At 65.2% G+C, this 16,579-nt stretch carries 7 protein-coding genes and 1 CRISPR repeat array; of the genes, 3 read left to right on the forward strand and 4 right to left on the reverse strand.

Annotated elements, in window-relative coordinates; all coding sequences use genetic code 11:
- Positions 1-24: 24 nt before the first annotated feature.
- The 3 genes from queF to ACQQ2N_RS07580 all read left to right on the forward strand — a co-directional run bounded on the left by queF (position 25) and on the right by ACQQ2N_RS07580 (position 1,781).
- The gene (gene queF / locus ACQQ2N_RS07570; protein ID WP_440225096.1) at positions 25-852 is read left to right on the forward strand and encodes an NADPH-dependent 7-cyano-7-deazaguanine reductase QueF; all 828 of its coding nucleotides are present in this window, start codon (positions 25-27) and stop codon (positions 850-852) included.
- Between the two features lie 124 nt (positions 853-976).
- Complete coding sequence (locus ACQQ2N_RS07575) at positions 977-1,279, forward strand: LysM peptidoglycan-binding domain-containing protein (protein WP_440225097.1); 303 nt, start codon at positions 977-979, stop codon at positions 1,277-1,279.
- Between the two features lie 13 nt (positions 1,280-1,292).
- Positions 1,293-1,781 (forward strand): hypothetical protein, encoded by a 489-nt coding sequence (locus tag ACQQ2N_RS07580; protein WP_440225098.1) that lies wholly within the window; start codon positions 1,293-1,295, stop codon positions 1,779-1,781.
- 169 nt (positions 1,782-1,950) lie between these two features.
- Positions 1,951-12,312: a CRISPR direct-repeat array (repeat unit 28 nt; unit sequence TTTCTGAGCTGCCTGCGCGGCAGCGAAC).
- 129 nt (positions 12,313-12,441) lie between these two features.
- Here ACQQ2N_RS07580 and cas6f read toward each other — a convergent pair.
- From cas6f to csy1, 4 genes are read right to left on the reverse strand one after another with little or no spacing between them, the layout of a single operon-like run.
- Positions 12,442-13,008: a type I-F CRISPR-associated endoribonuclease Cas6/Csy4 gene (gene cas6f / locus ACQQ2N_RS07585; RefSeq protein ID WP_440225099.1), complete on the reverse strand. Its 567-nt coding sequence runs from the start codon at positions 13,006-13,008 to the stop codon at positions 12,442-12,444.
- A gap of 4 nt (positions 13,009-13,012) precedes the next feature.
- Positions 13,013-14,041, reverse strand: coding sequence for a type I-F CRISPR-associated protein Csy3 (csy3, locus tag ACQQ2N_RS07590; protein ID WP_440225100.1), 1,029 nt, complete (start codon positions 14,039-14,041; stop codon positions 13,013-13,015).
- Positions 14,042-14,086: 45 nt separating this feature from the next.
- Entirely contained in the window at positions 14,087-15,070 is a 984-nt protein-coding gene (gene csy2 / locus ACQQ2N_RS07595) for a type I-F CRISPR-associated protein Csy2 (RefSeq protein WP_440225102.1), read from the reverse strand.
- Positions 15,067-16,428: a type I-F CRISPR-associated protein Csy1 gene (csy1, locus tag ACQQ2N_RS07600; RefSeq protein WP_440225103.1), complete on the reverse strand. Its 1,362-nt coding sequence runs from the start codon at positions 16,426-16,428 to the stop codon at positions 15,067-15,069. The genes csy2 and csy1 overlap by 4 nt, the downstream gene beginning before the upstream one ends.
- Between the last annotated feature and the right edge of the window lie 151 nt (positions 16,429-16,579).

Genomic DNA, 16,579 nt, shown 5'->3' on the forward strand with positions numbered 1-16,579 from the left:
CGGCGCAGCCGATACACTGCGCGCATGACCACCGCACACGATTCACCGCTGGGCCGCACCGTCGCGGCCAGCGCCGACTACGATCCCGGCCTGCTGTTCCCGATCCCGCGCGCGGCCAAGCGCGCCGAACTCGGCCTCGGCGACACGGTGCCGTTCCACGGTGTCGACCTCTGGAACGCCTACGAGCTCTCCTGGCTCGATCCACGCGGCAAGCCACGCGTCGCGCTCGGCACGTTCCGCGTTCCGGCCGACTCGCCGAACCTGATCGAGTCGAAGTCGCTCAAGCTCTACCTCAACAGCCTCAACCAGGCACGCCTCGCCGATCTCGACGAGGCTGCCTTGCGCATCGCACGCGACCTCTCGCACGCCGCCGGCGCGACGGTCGAGGTGTCGCTCGCGCCACCGTCGGCATTCGATGGCGAGAAGCTCGAAAGCCCGATCGGCGAGTCGATCGACGAGCTGCCCGTCACGATCGACCGTTACGGCGAACCCGATGCCGCCCTGCTGCGCGCCGATCCCGGCGACGTCGTCACCGAGACGCTCGTCTCCGACCTGCTCAAATCGAACTGCCCCGTCACCGGCCAGCCGGACTGGGCCAGCATCGCGATCGCGTACCGTGGTCCGCGCCTCGATCGCGAAGCGCTGCTGGGCTACCTCGTCGCGTTCCGCACGCACGACGATTTCCACGAGCAGTGCGTCGAACGCGTGTTCTGCGACCTGCTGCGCGCGTGTGCGCCGCAATCGCTCACCGTGCACGCGCGCTACACGCGCCGCGGCGGCCTCGACATCAATCCGTGGCGCAGCACCGAGTCCGGCCTCGCGCCGTCCAACCTGCGCGCGCCGCGCCAATGAGCGCCCGGGCGTCGGGGCGGTGAACTCGCGGTAACGCTTGTTTGCACCGTCATCGGCTGACAACGGCTTCTTAACCTGAACACGGTGTACCTTGGCGGTCCCTTCGCCACGCGACGGTGCACCCATGGCCTCCGATCCGAGCAAGCCGGATTTCTCGAACGTGAAGAGCGGGTCGTCGTCGACCGCCCCCGATGCCCCCGCCAAGCCCGATTTCAGCAACGTGAAGAGCGGTGTCGAGTCGACCGCTCCCCTGGCGGGTGAGACCTACACCGTCGCCAAGGGCGACAACCTCTCGAAGATCGCCAAGAAGTTCTACGGCAACGCCAACCAGTGGCGCGCGATCTTCGAGGCCAACACCGACCAGCTCGACAACCCGGACCTCATCAAGCCCGGGCAAGTCCTCAAGATCCCCGCCGCCAAGTCCTGACCGGAGACCCGCCATGACGTCGATCCGCCTGCCGTCCCTGTTGCTCGCCACAGCCGTCGCCTTCACGCTCGCCGCGTGCGGCAAGAAGGAAGAGCCCGCACCCGTCGTCGCACCGGCCCCCGCGCCCGCGCCGGCACCTGTGCAGACGCCGCCACCGCCGCCCGAGCCCGTCGGCGTCACGTTCGCCTCGGTCACCGTCGGCAACGCGATCGACGAAGCGACCAAGACCGTCACGCTCGCCGATGGCGTGCTCAAGGCCAAGGACACGATCTACGCCGCCGTCGCCACGAACGGCGCATCCCCGAACGCGACCATCGCCGCGCGCTGGACCTTCAACGACGGCCAGCTCGTCGACGAGAGCAGCCAGTCGATCGCCCCGACCGGCCCCGCCGTCACGACCTTCCACATCGCCAAGCCCGACGGCTTCCCGACCGGCAAGTACAAGGTCGACATCACCCTCGACGGCCAGCCCGTGGGGAGTCAGGATTTCGAGGTGCAGTAAGGCATCCCGACCTCGCGTGCATGTCGAAAGGCGCGGAGCGATCCGCGCCTTTCTTCATTTCGTTCCAAAGCCGTCGTCGTAGTGATCGGAGTGACGTGTCAGGTGGTGATTGGCGAGCTGTCTGCTCGGCGGCAAACTTCCAACGTTGGAAGCTCGGGAAGTAAGCCGATTTCTGAGCTGCCTGCGCGGCAGCGAACCCGGACGTCGCGAGCATCTACGCGCAGGGCATTTTCTGAGCTGCCTGCGCGGCAGCGAAAACGTCCGCGCTGATCGATGTCGACGGGCCCGTTTTCTGAGCTGCCTGCGCGGCAGCGAACGACTACGTGCGCGAGACGTACTGGCCGATCAATTTCTGAGCTGCCTGCGCGGCAGCGAACGAGAGGTGGCAGGACGGTCGAGTTCTCTACGCTTTCTGAGCTGCCTGCGCGGCAGCGAACACGATCACGCTGTCGGTTCGGGGATCCGTCGCATTTCTGAGCTGCCTGCGCGGCAGCGAACCCGACCCGCAGCAGTGCGAGGGCAACGGTGACTTTCTGAGCTGCCTGCGCGGCAGCGAACTCGAAGAAGGCGATGAGTCGTCCGAGCTCTACTTTCTGAGCTGCCTGCGCGGCAGCGAACGCGGTGGATCCGGCGGCGCCGGTGGCGGTGGATTTCTGAGCTGCCTGCGCGGCAGCGAACTGATGACGCCGATGCGCGCCGCGTGCCATTCTTTTCTGAGCTGCCTGCGCGGCAGCGAACACGCAGCCATGCAGCGCGGCATCGAGTTGGAATTTCTGAGCTGCCTGCGCGGCAGCGAACGTTGAGCGCGTACGTCGTGCCGCCCGCGGCGTTTTTCTGAGCTGCCTGCGCGGCAGCGAACGTCCTCCGGGCGGCGGTGACGGCGGTGGCGACTTTCTGAGCTGCCTGCGCGGCAGCGAACCTCGGGCATGGCGCCGATCACGCCGTCGACCATTTCTGAGCTGCCTGCGCGGCAGCGAACGTCGAGAAGCCGCCCATCTGCGTCTCGATGATTTTCTGAGCTGCCTGCGCGGCAGCGAACCTGATCGGCGACCTGATCCGCGCTGACCGCCCTTTCTGAGCTGCCTGCGCGGCAGCGAACGAAAGTCTACGGGCTCGCGGATGCCCGTGGGATTTCTGAGCTGCCTGCGCGGCAGCGAACATCAACGACCTCGGCGGCCGTGGAGCCGTCAATTTCTGAGCTGCCTGCGCGGCAGCGAACGCGCCAGCGCAGCGTGATTGCGCGGCGTTCGTTTTCTGAGCTGCCTGCGCGGCAGCGAACGAGGCACCGCGCGAGCGCGCCGACGTGATGACTTTCTGAGCTGCCTGCGCGGCAGCGAACGATCGGCCGGTGTACCTGGCGTTCGTCGACGATTTCTGAGCTGCCTGCGCGGCAGCGAACGCGGGGCTGTCCATCTACTCGCCCAGGCATTGTTTCTGAGCTGCCTGCGCGGCAGCGAACGACCGCCCAGGCTGTGGAGCGGCACGCGTCGTTTTCTGAGCTGCCTGCGCGGCAGCGAACGACGTGCAGGAGTTCATCGCACTGCGACAGCATTTCTGAGCTGCCTGCGCGGCAGCGAACCGAGCAGCATCTCGACGAACTGGATGACGTAATTTCTGAGCTGCCTGCGCGGCAGCGAACGACGGCATCCACCTGACCGATATCGGCCAGTGTTTCTGAGCTGCCTGCGCGGCAGCGAACATTGAAGATGGTGAAATCGGAACCTACGTTGTATTTCTGAGCTGCCTGCGCGGCAGCGAACCAGTTCCGGGGTCGGAAGGCGCGAACACGATTTTCTGAGCTGCCTGCGCGGCAGCGAACCTGATCGTGATGCAGGCGCAGCGATGGGGTATTTTCTGAGCTGCCTGCGCGGCAGCGAACCCGGCCTTCATGCGCTCGGGAGGGATGATCCATTTCTGAGCTGCCTGCGCGGCAGCGAACATCATCGCGCGCTACAACGCCGAGATCCAGATTTTCTGAGCTGCCTGCGCGGCAGCGAACGCGGTAGAGCTCGTGCGGCTTGAGCATGCGCATTTCTGAGCTGCCTGCGCGGCAGCGAACAGGACGCGAATCTGATTCAGCAGCGGCTCCACTTTCTGAGCTGCCTGCGCGGCAGCGAACATGGCAACTGCCAGGGCCAGGTCACGTGCCCATTTCTGAGCTGCCTGCGCGGCAGCGAACCGTCGGGATGTGCGCGAATCCGTTGCCGTAGATTTCTGAGCTGCCTGCGCGGCAGCGAACGCGAAAGTTCTGCGGCATCACGCCGACGAGTGCTTTCTGAGCTGCCTGCGCGGCAGCGAACACGGACTGCGGTGTGTGCTCGCATTGTGCTGTTTTCTGAGCTGCCTGCGCGGCAGCGAACGCGTCAACTTCACGAACCAGGCTCTCGCGGACTTTCTGAGCTGCCTGCGCGGCAGCGAACCGCAGCGGATCGCCGTGGATGCGCGCCCAGACTTTCTGAGCTGCCTGCGCGGCAGCGAACCCCCTTGCCGTGCTTCGAGTAGCACGGGATCATTTCTGAGCTGCCTGCGCGGCAGCGAACAGGATCTGTCGGGCGAGACCGACAAGGCCGAGTTTCTGAGCTGCCTGCGCGGCAGCGAACGATCGTGCGCAACGGCGTCGCGTGCACCGAGTTTTCTGAGCTGCCTGCGCGGCAGCGAACCTCGTGGGCAGCAACACCGCGCCCGCGGGCCATTTCTGAGCTGCCTGCGCGGCAGCGAACCACGCCGGCCTTGCGGATGCGATATTCCCAGCTTTCTGAGCTGCCTGCGCGGCAGCGAACGGCCAATCGTGCGCACGTGGCTGTGGCGGGGGATTTCTGAGCTGCCTGCGCGGCAGCGAACACTCTCACCGCGTGAGACGTGACGGCCAAAATTTTCTGAGCTGCCTGCGCGGCAGCGAACGGATGTTTCGGGCTCTGCGGGCCGCGTTGCGCTTTCTGAGCTGCCTGCGCGGCAGCGAACAAGTCGTCGCCGATGACGTAGCCGGGCGGCAATTTCTGAGCTGCCTGCGCGGCAGCGAACGTGGCAGATAGGGCTTTTCGGGTGGCGAACGGGTTTCTGAGCTGCCTGCGCGGCAGCGAACAAGGCGTACCGCGACAGCGCCACGGCGCACGTTTTCTGAGCTGCCTGCGCGGCAGCGAACAGGCGACGGAAGCCGTCGCCGCACTCGGTGATTTTCTGAGCTGCCTGCGCGGCAGCGAACTTCGTCAGATGGACGTCCGCGACAACGGAGCGTTTCTGAGCTGCCTGCGCGGCAGCGAACCGGGTGCCGTGGCCGTCGAAGTGCGTCTGTTCTTTCTGAGCTGCCTGCGCGGCAGCGAACAACACGATGCTCTGCAACTACTACGTGCGGGATTTCTGAGCTGCCTGCGCGGCAGCGAACTACGATGCTCCGCCGCCACCGCAGCCCGGGTATTTCTGAGCTGCCTGCGCGGCAGCGAACCTCCTGCGATCGGATGGCGGGCTGTGCCTCTTTTTCTGAGCTGCCTGCGCGGCAGCGAACCTCGCTTCGCGCGCGAGGCCTTGCCCTGCGTTGTTTCTGAGCTGCCTGCGCGGCAGCGAACGCCGCGCTGCTCTCGCGCATCGTCATGCTCAATTTCTGAGCTGCCTGCGCGGCAGCGAACGAGCCACCAGCGCCGCCAGCGCCGACCACTACTTTCTGAGCTGCCTGCGCGGCAGCGAACAGACCGGCAGCAACGGCCCGGGTGGCGGTGGTTTTCTGAGCTGCCTGCGCGGCAGCGAACGCGATCGCGGCGACGAATGCGAGAGGCAGCCATTTCTGAGCTGCCTGCGCGGCAGCGAACGCCATGCGAAGTAGCAAGCCGCCGGACCGAACTTTCTGAGCTGCCTGCGCGGCAGCGAACTGCGCATCCACGGCGGTGCGGAGCAAGCGGCCTTTCTGAGCTGCCTGCGCGGCAGCGAACAATTACACGAGCGGCGTCGGCTCGCTCGAAGTTTTCTGAGCTGCCTGCGCGGCAGCGAACTCGCGCGCACGGTGAAGCTTCCGGCACGCAACTTTCTGAGCTGCCTGCGCGGCAGCGAACGTCGCAAGCTCACGTTGCAGAGCCGCATGGAGTTTCTGAGCTGCCTGCGCGGCAGCGAACGTCCAGGCTGCGCACTACCCGCCACGAGCAGCTTTCTGAGCTGCCTGCGCGGCAGCGAACATGGCGACGACGACAGCGGCGGAAGCTCGGGCTTTCTGAGCTGCCTGCGCGGCAGCGAACACGGCCCCCCCGGCAACGGCGGCAATCCCGGTTTTCTGAGCTGCCTGCGCGGCAGCGAACATCGTGCCGATGCGCACGCAGCCGTTCACCGGCTTTCTGAGCTGCCTGCGCGGCAGCGAACATGCGATCGCGCACGACGAGCGGCAGCGTGTATTTCTGAGCTGCCTGCGCGGCAGCGAACGGATAGCCCGGCCAGAACAGAAACGGCGCGACTTTCTGAGCTGCCTGCGCGGCAGCGAACACACGGAAGGTGGGCAGCAATCGCCGGACCCTTTTCTGAGCTGCCTGCGCGGCAGCGAACCGACGCGTCGATGAACGCGTCGATCTCCTCCTTTTCTGAGCTGCATGCGCGGCAGCGAACCGCTCGATGACGCGTGAACTCGCGTTGTCGACTTTCTGAGCTGCCTGCGCGGCAGCGAACGGGATGGCGGCGGCGACGGCGGCGGTGATGGTTTTCTGAGCTGCCTGCGCGGCAGCGAACGCGGCGGTGGTGGCGGTGACGGCGGCGATGGCTTTCTGAGCTGCCTGCGCGGCAGCGAACTTGAGCGTCTGGACGTCGGTGCCGTTGCGCTTTTTCTGAGCTGCCTGCGCGGCAGCGAACGACCCCGACCAGCGCGAGATGTTCGGCGTGAATTTCTGAGCTGCCTGCGCGGCAGCGAACAACAGCGCCTTGCGCTCGACGCGGCCGCGAACTTTCTGAGCTGCCTGCGCGGCAGCGAACTGTTCATCTCGGGGCATTCGAAGAACGGCTTCTTTCTGAGCTGCCTGCGCGGCAGCGAACCACTCGGCGAGGCGTTGCGTGCGGCACATCGCTTTCTGAGCTGCCTGCGCGGCAGCGAACAGCGTCGCACCCGCCGTGGGTGACGGCACGGCTTTCTGAGCTGCCTGCGCGGCAGCGAACGATCGAACGTGCAGCGGTGACGGCTGCCAGCCTTTCTGAGCTGCCTGCGCGGCAGCGAACGACGTGATCGGATCGATCCACTCGATCGACATTTTCTGAGCTGCCTGCGCGGCAGCGAACCGCGTAGTTCGCGCGGCCGGTGATCTGGATCATTTCTGAGCTGCCTGCGCGGCAGCGAACCTGTACGATGAGTCACTCGGCGATCGCATCCATTTCTGAGCTGCCTGCGCGGCAGCGAACTCGGGCAGGTTCAGAACACCGACGCCGGTGATTTTCTGAGCTGCCTGCGCGGCAGCGAACGTCGACGAGCGGTTCCGCGGGCGGGTCCGTGAGTTTCTGAGCTGCCTGCGCGGCAGCGAACCCCGGACGGACAGGGACGAGGGGATCCGAGATTTTCTGAGCTGCCTGCGCGGCAGCGAACGAGGTAAGCGGCATAGTTCGCGTCGGGGCGCTTTTCTGAGCTGCCTGCGCGGCAGCGAACCGCTCTCGCTGCCACGCGATGCGCTGTACGGCTTTCTGAGCTGCCTGCGCGGCAGCGAACCCGAGCCTCGGCAAGCAGATCGCGCTCGCGCTTTTCTGAGCTGCCTGCGCGGCAGCGAACGCCGCGTTGCAGGAGCAGCTCCGCCTGGCGCATTTCTGAGCTGCCTGCGCGGCAGCGAACGACTGCGCCGCCCGAGCTGCGCAGCCGCTGGTTTTCTGAGCTGCCTGCGCGGCAGCGAACAGACCGCCCTGCGCGAGCTCGTGCGCATCCACTTTCTGAGCTGCCTGCGCGGCAGCGAACCGCTTCCGGTCTTCGCTGCGCAGCTTCCTCAGTTTCTGAGCTGCCTGCGCGGCAGCGAACGCCAAGCGCGAGCTGCGCGAGGAGCTGGCCGAATTTCTGAGCTGCCTGCGCGGCAGCGAACTACCCGCTGCTGCGCCTCGCGGCGCTCGACGATTTCTGAGCTGCCTGCGCGGCAGCGAACTTCGAAACCGTCCGATTTCGGACGGTCGTTCATTTCTGAGCTGCCTGCGCGGCAGCGAACCGTGGCGTCACGACGAACCTGCTCGCGTGCAATTTCTGAGCTGCCTGCGCGGCAGCGAACCCCCACAGGTAGGACTGCATGCCGAAGTTGATTTTCTGAGCTGCCTGCGCGGCAGCGAAGCCTTCTTCGGATCGTCGTGGAGCACGTCGAAGTTTCTGAGCTGCCTGCGCGGCAGCGAACGCAGTCCCCGCCTGAGGGCGTCGGGTCATCGATTTCTGAGCTGCCTGCGCGGCAGCGAACGTCTATACGTCCATGCTTCCAGGGCGATCGGATTTCTGAGCTGCCTGCGCGGCAGCGAACGAGATCAGAGCATTGCCCGACGGTCGCCGGGATTTCTGAGCTGCCTGCGCGGCAGCGAACTACGGAACTCGCCGACAACCCACATGACCGTGTTTCTGAGCTGCCTGCGCGGCAGCGAACGTGGACGGCGCGACCGCCCGAAGATTGCGACGATTTCTGAGCTGCCTGCGCGGCAGCGAACCTCCGAAAGCTGCAGCACTGTGAGCTCGGAAATTTCTGAGCTGCCTGCGCGGCAGCGAACTGGCCTCGCCGGATACCCGCCGAAGTCCTTGATTTCTGAGCTGCCTGCGCGGCAGCGAACTCGAAGGGCCCGTGGTCAACAGCCAGATGCCGTTTCTGAGCTGCCTGCGCGGCAGCGAACCTGGATGCCCCTCCCCTCCCCGCCAGCATCCGATTTCTGAGCTGCCTGCGCGGCAGCGAACCGCAGCGGCGGTGCTGCCGACCAGCGCGTCCATTTCTGAGCTGCCTGCGCGGCAGCGAACGAGCTCGAACAGCTTCATCACCTGCTCGCGCATTTCTGAGCTGCCTGCGCGGCAGCGAACCCGCTGCAACAGGTGACCGACGGCGCGAACCATTTCTGAGCTGCCTGCGCGGCAGCGAACGCCGGCGACTACACGCCGCCGGCTGGGCACCATTTCTGAGCTGCCTGCGCGGCAGCGAACCGCAACGATGTCCATTGGATCCCCTGATCATTTTTCTGAGCTGCCTGCGCGGCAGCGAACCCTCGGAGAGCTTCATCCGATGGCCTCGCGTTTTTCTGAGCTGCCTGCGCGGCAGCGAACTTCGCGCCGTTCAACGCGGACGGCAGCGAGCATTTCTGAGCTGCCTGCGCGGCAGCGAACCCGGCTTGGTAGGCGTGTCCGACTTTCGGCCATTTCTGAGCTGCCTGCGCGGCAGCGAACGCGCCAGCGGCGGGAGCTTCGTCTCGTCCGCGTTTCTGAGCTGCCTGCGCGGCAGCGAACGTGGCCATCGACACGTTCAACGCGGCGCGGCATTTCTGAGCTGCCTGCGCGGCAGCGAACTACCTCCACCGCAACGTCAACGGGTTCGCGTTTTTCTGAGCTGCCTGCGCGGCAGCGAACGCGTGTTCCGTCAGATGGACGTCCGCGATAACTTTCTGAGCTGCCTGCGCGGCAGCGAACCAGCGGCGCCATTGCCGAGGTAGATGCGGATGTTTCTGAGCTGCCTGCGCGGCAGCGAACGGCCTGACGCTGCCCGCCGGCACCCGCATCGTTTTCTGAGCTGCCTGCGCGGCAGCGAACTTGATCAGCCGGGAGACTCGGGAGGTACGCGATTTCTGAGCTGCCTGCGCGGCAGCGAACGTGACGGTCGAGCAGCGCATCGTGCAGCGCCATTTCTGAGCTGCCTGCGCGGCAGCGAACCTTATACGGTCTGCGTCACCCCCGGCAGGCTCTTTCTGAGCTGCCTGCGCGGCAGCGAACAAGGCGTACCGCGACAGCGCCACGGCGCACGTTTTCTGAGCTGCCTGCGCGGCAGCGAACGAAAGAAGCTGCTCGTGATGCCGGGATCGTTGTTTCTGAGCTGCCTGCGCGGCAGCGAACATTGCTTCCGGCGCCGTAGGCCGTGAGCGTGGCTTTCTGAGCTGCCTGCGCGGCAGCGAACGCGTTGACGTTCCACGCGGACGCCGAAGACCATTTCTGAGCTGCCTGCGCGGCAGCGAACGCGTCGGTCAGTGCCGCCTTGGTCTGGACAAATTTCTGAGCTGCCTGCGCGGCAGCGAACTCGGCATGCTCAACTTCGGCGCACGCTGGGGCTTTCTGAGCTGCCTGCGCGGCAGCGAACCATGATCAGCTGCGTCTCGGTGAGGTCCGGGTTTTCTGAGCTGCCTGCGCGGCAGCGAACTCCCCCACCTTCGCCACGTCGATGACCTCGACTTTCTGAGCTGCCTGCGCGGCAGCGAACTCCTCGCGTCGCCCTGGCACGTGTTCATCGATTTTCTGAGCTGCCTGCGCGGCAGCGAACCAGACCAGCGAGGTACGACACGACCGCGAGCATTTCTGAGCTGCCTGCGCGGCAGCGAACCATAGCGCCGCAGGTCTCACCGCCGCTCGCATTTTCTGAGCTGCCTGCGCGGCAGCGAACTCCACGCTGGCTGACTTATCCAGCTGGATCTATTTCTGAGCTGCCTGCGCGGCAGCGAACCTGTACTGCTCGCAGGCGATAAATCCACATGTTTTCTGAGCTGCCTGCGCGGCAGCGAACAGAGCATGAAGCCGCCGCCGTGTCATGAGGTCTTTCTGAGCTGCCTGCGCGGCAGCGAACATTGCACGCATCAATGGCGAGCGTGCGAAGAATTTCTGAGCTGCCTGCGCGGCAGCGAACCACCTCGTCATGAGCGGGGACATGGGGTCGTGTTTCTGAGCTGCCTGCGCGGCAGCGAACCGCTTCCGGCTGTTCAGGAATCAGCTCGAGCTTTTCTGAGCTGCCTGCGCGGCAGCGAACGAAGGGACGCGGGAAGTCGTCGCCCTGAGCCATTTCTGAGCTGCCTGCGCGGCAGCGAACGTCCAACGAATCGGCGGATCCGGGTCGGGATCCTTTCTGAGCTGCCTGCGCGGCAGCGAACGGGATCGATGCCGATGATGTCCGGGTCTGCAGTTTCTGAGCTGCCTGCGCGGCAGCGAACGACTGGGAGACCGGCCTCGTGCGCCTGGTGTTCTTTCTGAGCTGCCTGCGCGGCAGCGAACACCTGGCGCGCGAACGCGTGGGCGCGCTTCACTTTCTGAGCTGCCTGCGCGGCAGCGAACAGCCCCCGCGGCGTACTCGGTTCGCGCGGGCTTTTCTGAGCTGCCTGCGCGGCAGCGAACTGCTCGAGACGTCGGCCGTCAGCTTGCCGACCTTTCTGAGCTGCCTGCGCGGCAGCGAACGAGCCGCTGCGCACTCAGTGCGCGCAGGTGAATTTCTGAGCTGCCTGCGCGGCAGCGAACCCGACTTCCGAGATCGCTGCTGGTGACGGTGTTTTCTGAGCTGCCTGCGCGGCAGCGAACGTCGCCGTTCACCACGGGGCCGGGGTCGAACATTTCTGAGCTGCCTGCGCGGCAGCGAACAGGAGCGTGGCCGCCAGCGCGACAACGCGGCTTTTCTGAGCTGCCTGCGCGGCAGCGAACGAGCGGCTGGCCGTTGCCGTAGTAGTTCACGATTTCTGAGCTGCCTGCGCGGCAGCGAACTTCGTCGCGGCGCTGCGTGGCCTCGGCTATGTTTTCTGAGCTGCCTGCGCGGCAGCGAACGTACGAGAATCCCGGGGACGGCGCGCGCACAATTTCTGAGCTGCCTGCGCGGCAGCGAACTTCGGGTGGGGCGGTGCCTGGTGCCCTGAGATTTTCTGAGCTGCCTGCGCGGCAGCGAACTCGATCTCGCGTGCGCCGGGCACGGTGTTGACTTTCTGAGCTGCCTGCGCGGCAGCGAATTAAACTTAGGTTCTTTCGGCGGCGCCGCACCTTTTCTGAGCTGCCTGCGCGGCAGCGAACGATGGCTTCGCGGAACGTGCGGAGCGCGTCCATTTCTGAGCTGCCTGCGCGGCAGCGAACGTGGAAATTCGGGCGCGGGTGCCCCGGGTGGATTTCTGAGCTGCCTGCGCGGCAGCGAACGGTCGCCGGCTTCTTCGGCTGATCACGGATCGTTTCTGAGCTGCCTGCGCGGCAGCGAACTGCGGCGGCGATGCGGCCCGATGGAAGTGCGATTTCTGAGCTGCCTGCGCGGCAGCGAACCTCCACCATCGCCGCCGCCGTCACCGCCGCCCTTTCTGAGCTGCCTGCGCGGCAGCGAACCCGATCAGAGCGCGCAGGAGCGGCTTCCGGGATTTCTGAGCTGCCTGCGCGGCAGCGAACCGGTGCTCACGCACCTCGTGCCGGCGGTCAAGTTTCTGAGCTGCCTGCGCGGCAGCGAACAACGCGGTTGGTCACAACTTGCCGGCCCTTGTTTTCTGAGCTGCCTGCGCGGCAGCGAACAAGAAGCTCGCGACCTTCTTCGTGGCCCAACGTTTCTGAGCTGCCTGCGCGGCAGCGAACGAGGCTTTATGGATTTCGGTGACATCCTCACGTTTCTGAGCTGCCTGCGCGGCAGCGAACTAGAGCGATTTCCGGCCAACTCACTCTAACCTAAGCGGAAACCGGACGAGACGAAGCCGGCACCCTTGTGAGGGTGCCGGCTGCGATGGCCTGATTTTCAAGGAGCTCGGGAATGCCCTGGAAAAAGGGTCAGAACCACGGAACCGTTGCGGTTCCACCAAGGCCGTAGGTGTTGAAGCTGCCAGCCGTCGGTTCCCGTTGGACGGGACCCAGTGCGATGAACAGGCAAAACGTCTGGCCGGTGCTCGCGCTGCGGACGTGCACGTAAGGGAGGGTAGGCGTGCGTGCGACCGAATCAGGGATGGCGCGGGCAGCCTGCTCGGCGGTCTCGCCTTTCCTCTTCATGCGGCGACGACGCAGGCGCTCGACATTGCTCTTGAACTGGCGGCGCTGCAACGTGCGGTGCTGGACCTCAGCCGGAACGAGGGCAATCTGCGAGGTACGAATGTGGTCACGTACGCCACGCAGCCAGTCGCCCGCCAGGAGTTCACGCAGTGAACCCTCGCTGCCGTGCAGCCTCAACGTGTCCCCGAGATGGCGAGGTATCACGGTGTAGAGCGGGAAGCTGACGCCGATGGTGTCGATGCGGTGCTGCACGAAGGTGCGATGAAGGCGGTCGTACAGCGCCCCCAGCAAAGGGGGCACTCCCGTTTCCGGATCAGGCACGACGGTGAGGTCGACGTAGTGCGAGGTCATGACATCAACCCGCTTCGCCGAACACGCCGCCACGGACGAGCGTGGCGATGACGAAGTGCTGCTGGTCGATGTCCGGCACCTTGTCCTTGATGATCCAGCCGTCGAGCAGGTTGTAGAAGTCGAGCTTGTCCTTGGGCTGTCGCCACGCCTTGCCTTGCGTGGTGACAGAGCCGTAAGGCTCCACGGCGATCGGACCGTGCTCGTCGGCACCGAGGTACCAGGTGTCGATGGTGCGCACCGCGTTGCCGATCTTCTGCGAGTGGATGGCGGCGACATCGTTCACGTCGTAGAGCGTCTTGCTCTTGTCGCCACGTCCGCGGTCGAGGATCAGTTCCTGGGAAGGGAACACCTCCTGGCCCGCGCCGATGCGCACGAACGCCGTGATCTGCAGCAGCACGTGCGAACGGCCTGCGAGACCGTTGGCGATGACGTCGCCAAGCTCGGCCACCGCGGTCGTATCGCCAGACGGGGCCGAGAGATCGCGAAGCGAGTGACCCAGCGCATCGAAGCGCCACGATGCAATCGCCTTTCCGTCCTTGAGGTGGGCGACATGCACGTCCACCTGCTCGGCACCAATACGATTGCGCCACAGGAAGCGGCCGCTGGCGAGGTTGCCGGCATAGCGTCGAGCGAGCTCGGTGAAGCCGTTGGACTGCACGTAGGCGCCAACCGTCGTTACCAGCTTGGTGCGATAGGCCGCGTCGTTGCATGCGGAAGGCTCGCCCGTTCCACCGAGCACGCGCAGCGAGAACTGCACCTTGAGGGTGTCTGCATCGGCAGGAAGTGCAGCGACGTCGACCGTCTGCAGATTCGGGTTCTGGATCGCGGCATCGAGCTTGGCGGGATCCTGGCCGCTCGTCTTGAGGCGGTTGGAGATGGTGCCGCGCACGGACTTCTCGCGGATCTTCACCGCGGCCCACGCAGCGGAATCTTCACGCGTGCTCCAGTCGCCGGCGAAGAACAGCGCGTCGGAGGGGTCGAGCTTGCGTTCGAAGGCGAGGACGGAAGCGGTCTTGATGACGTGAGCGTTCATGTCTGAATTCCTTTTGATCAATCGTGAAGTTCTATGGTGTTCGGCTCAGTCTTGCGTTTCGGAACGCGGCGGCGTGTAGTCGTTGCGGCAGCGGTACAGGCCGTCGTCGGGACGGCTATCTGCGTACCAGAGCAGTTGGCTCGGCGAGCGCAGGCGGTGTAGGCCTATCCACTCGCCCATGGAGTACAGGCTTTCGACGAACCGGAACGGTGTGCTCGCATCGCGCGCGTTGGGAACGGAGCCGGGGGCTTGAAGCGGCGACAGCGCGCCGTAACCCACCGGGATGGGCACGATCCAGCCGTCGCCTTTGCTTCGATCGCTTTGCCATGCACCCTGGCCCTTGTTCGCGCCTTCGTCGTAGCGCCATTCGATGCGTGACAGGGACAGCCATGCGTCGAGGCGCGTCGCGCTCGCGTTGCCCAACTTCAATACATCGAGGCGCTGATCGAGCAGATCATCTCGGCTGACCAGTGCGGACCCGGGGAGAAGACGTACGCACGCATCGCGGAATTTGTTCCGGCGTACTTCACTGTCCCCGGTCAGATCCACCAGCCAAGGCTTGCGGCGTCGTTGCACCACATGGTCGGACGGCATCACAGTGCCTCCCGCCACGCGCATGCCGGCAACCAGTTCGGCGATCGCGGCCACGTCGGCCTCTCGTCGTTCCGCGCTCCAATCATCGGCACTCAACGCAAGCACAAGGCTCACATCGAGGTGGATGCGACCCTCCTCGACGATCGCGGCTGTGCTGCCGTCCTTGTCGACCGGATTGCGAGTCAGCCGGAATGCCTTGACGAATCCGCCTTCCGTCGTCTGCTCCTGCCAGCCATGGCTGACCGCACCGATCGCGTTGAAGGAGATGCAGTCGATGCCGGCCGCCACCGCCTTGCGTTCCAGAGCCCACATCAAGCCGAGGAAGGCGCTCATCGACGGAAAGCCGTGTGTCAGCGGACTGGAGATGGCATTGGCGTTCTGCACGCGCAGTCGCGGCAGCACCAGCAGATGCGTGGGGTGAGCGTCGGCCTTCATCCGGCACCCCCTGCTGCACGTCGCTTCATCGGCACGGGCCATGCGACATCGATGATCGCCGTGCCAGCCCAATGTCGGCGCTCGGGATGCGACACCTCGACGAGCCCCGCGGCATGCAAGCGGGCATTGAGCCAGTCGCCGTATGCTCCTGCGATCTCGTCCGCCCAGTCGCCTCGCTGATAGGCGGCATTGAATTCGAGATCGTCTGCACTCGATTGCGGATGCAATGGGTCGTCACGCACCGGCAGTTCAGTACGATCCGGATCGAGCCAGAGCTGCTGGGACAGATGCAGGGTGCACTGCGGATCGCGTGTCCAACCGGGTTCGTACTGTCCACGCACGGCCGCACCGAACATCGCCATCTCCTGTGCAATGGCTTGTTCGAGCATCTCGCGATGCTGGTGCCTTGGCATGGTGGGATCGGGATCGCTGCCCAGGAAGTCGCTCAGCACCCGCACGAGCTCACGCATCCCGCCGAACCAGATCAATCCCTCGAACGCGGACTCCTGCTTGAGCAGGTTCATGCCGCTGGGCTGCCATGCCGGTGGAGGCAACGAAGCGAGCAGATAGTTGATACCACCGCGCTCGCTGTTGAGCTGGCTGATGTTCTGCGGTTTGGTGCCGCCAAGCTTGCGAGCGACCAGGTTGCGATAGTCGCGATACGGCGTTTTGAATGGCTTCTTCTCGCGAAAGGCCTGACGCGCTTCCTTGTTGGCGTCGCCGAAGCGCGCATCCTGGATGTCGCCGTGCACCGCGTGAGCCAGCGTGCTGGAGAACAGCGGCTGCAGCAGCTGATACTGCGCGTCGTCCAGAGGATCGTCGCCCACCAGCCAGTACACCTGCTTGGCCATCGGGTGCGTCGTAGGCGCTGCGTTCGGGCGCACCAGCGACGCGAAGGCCGACATCCATTCGCTCGCCGTGGCTTCGTCATCACTCAGCGCGGACTTCAGGTCGGCATCGTCGGCCTGCATCCACGCCAGCAGCTTGCGGCCATCGACCTCGATCTTGAGGAACTTGAAGACGTCCAACGCCGCTGCGTTGCCGACCACATCCTCGGCGAAGTCCTCGCCCAGCAGATGGCTGCCGATTTCGTTGTGCCGTGGCAACGCAGTCGGCGACACGTACAAGCTGCTGCCGCGCGCGTCGGGATGCGTGGCCTTGAGCACGTGGGTGACAGCCTGGATCTGGCCGACGCGGCGGGCGGCATCGGCCAGCCAAGTGCCGTACTCATACTTCGATGCTGCTTCGGGATCGTCGTCGCTGCCTTTCCGCTTGGCGTCGCGCCGGGTTTCTATGAAGGTGGTGATGGCCGAGCGGAAAAGCCCGACCCGAGGTTGGGTTTGCTGATCTTCACTCATCAGAAATGTCCCTTGGTCACTCACCCCGCAAGGGGGCGCGCCTCTTGGAGTCCTTGTGGCCGTTGGCCACGGCGGGAGCTGTTGCGAGTTTCCTCAGTCGGCTCTTCTGTTGAAGAGCGGTTGGAATGGATCGTCCATTTGCCGCACTCCC

Source organism: Dokdonella aquatica (assembly GCF_051987395.1).
GTDB lineage: Bacteria > Pseudomonadota > Gammaproteobacteria > Xanthomonadales > Rhodanobacteraceae > Dokdonella.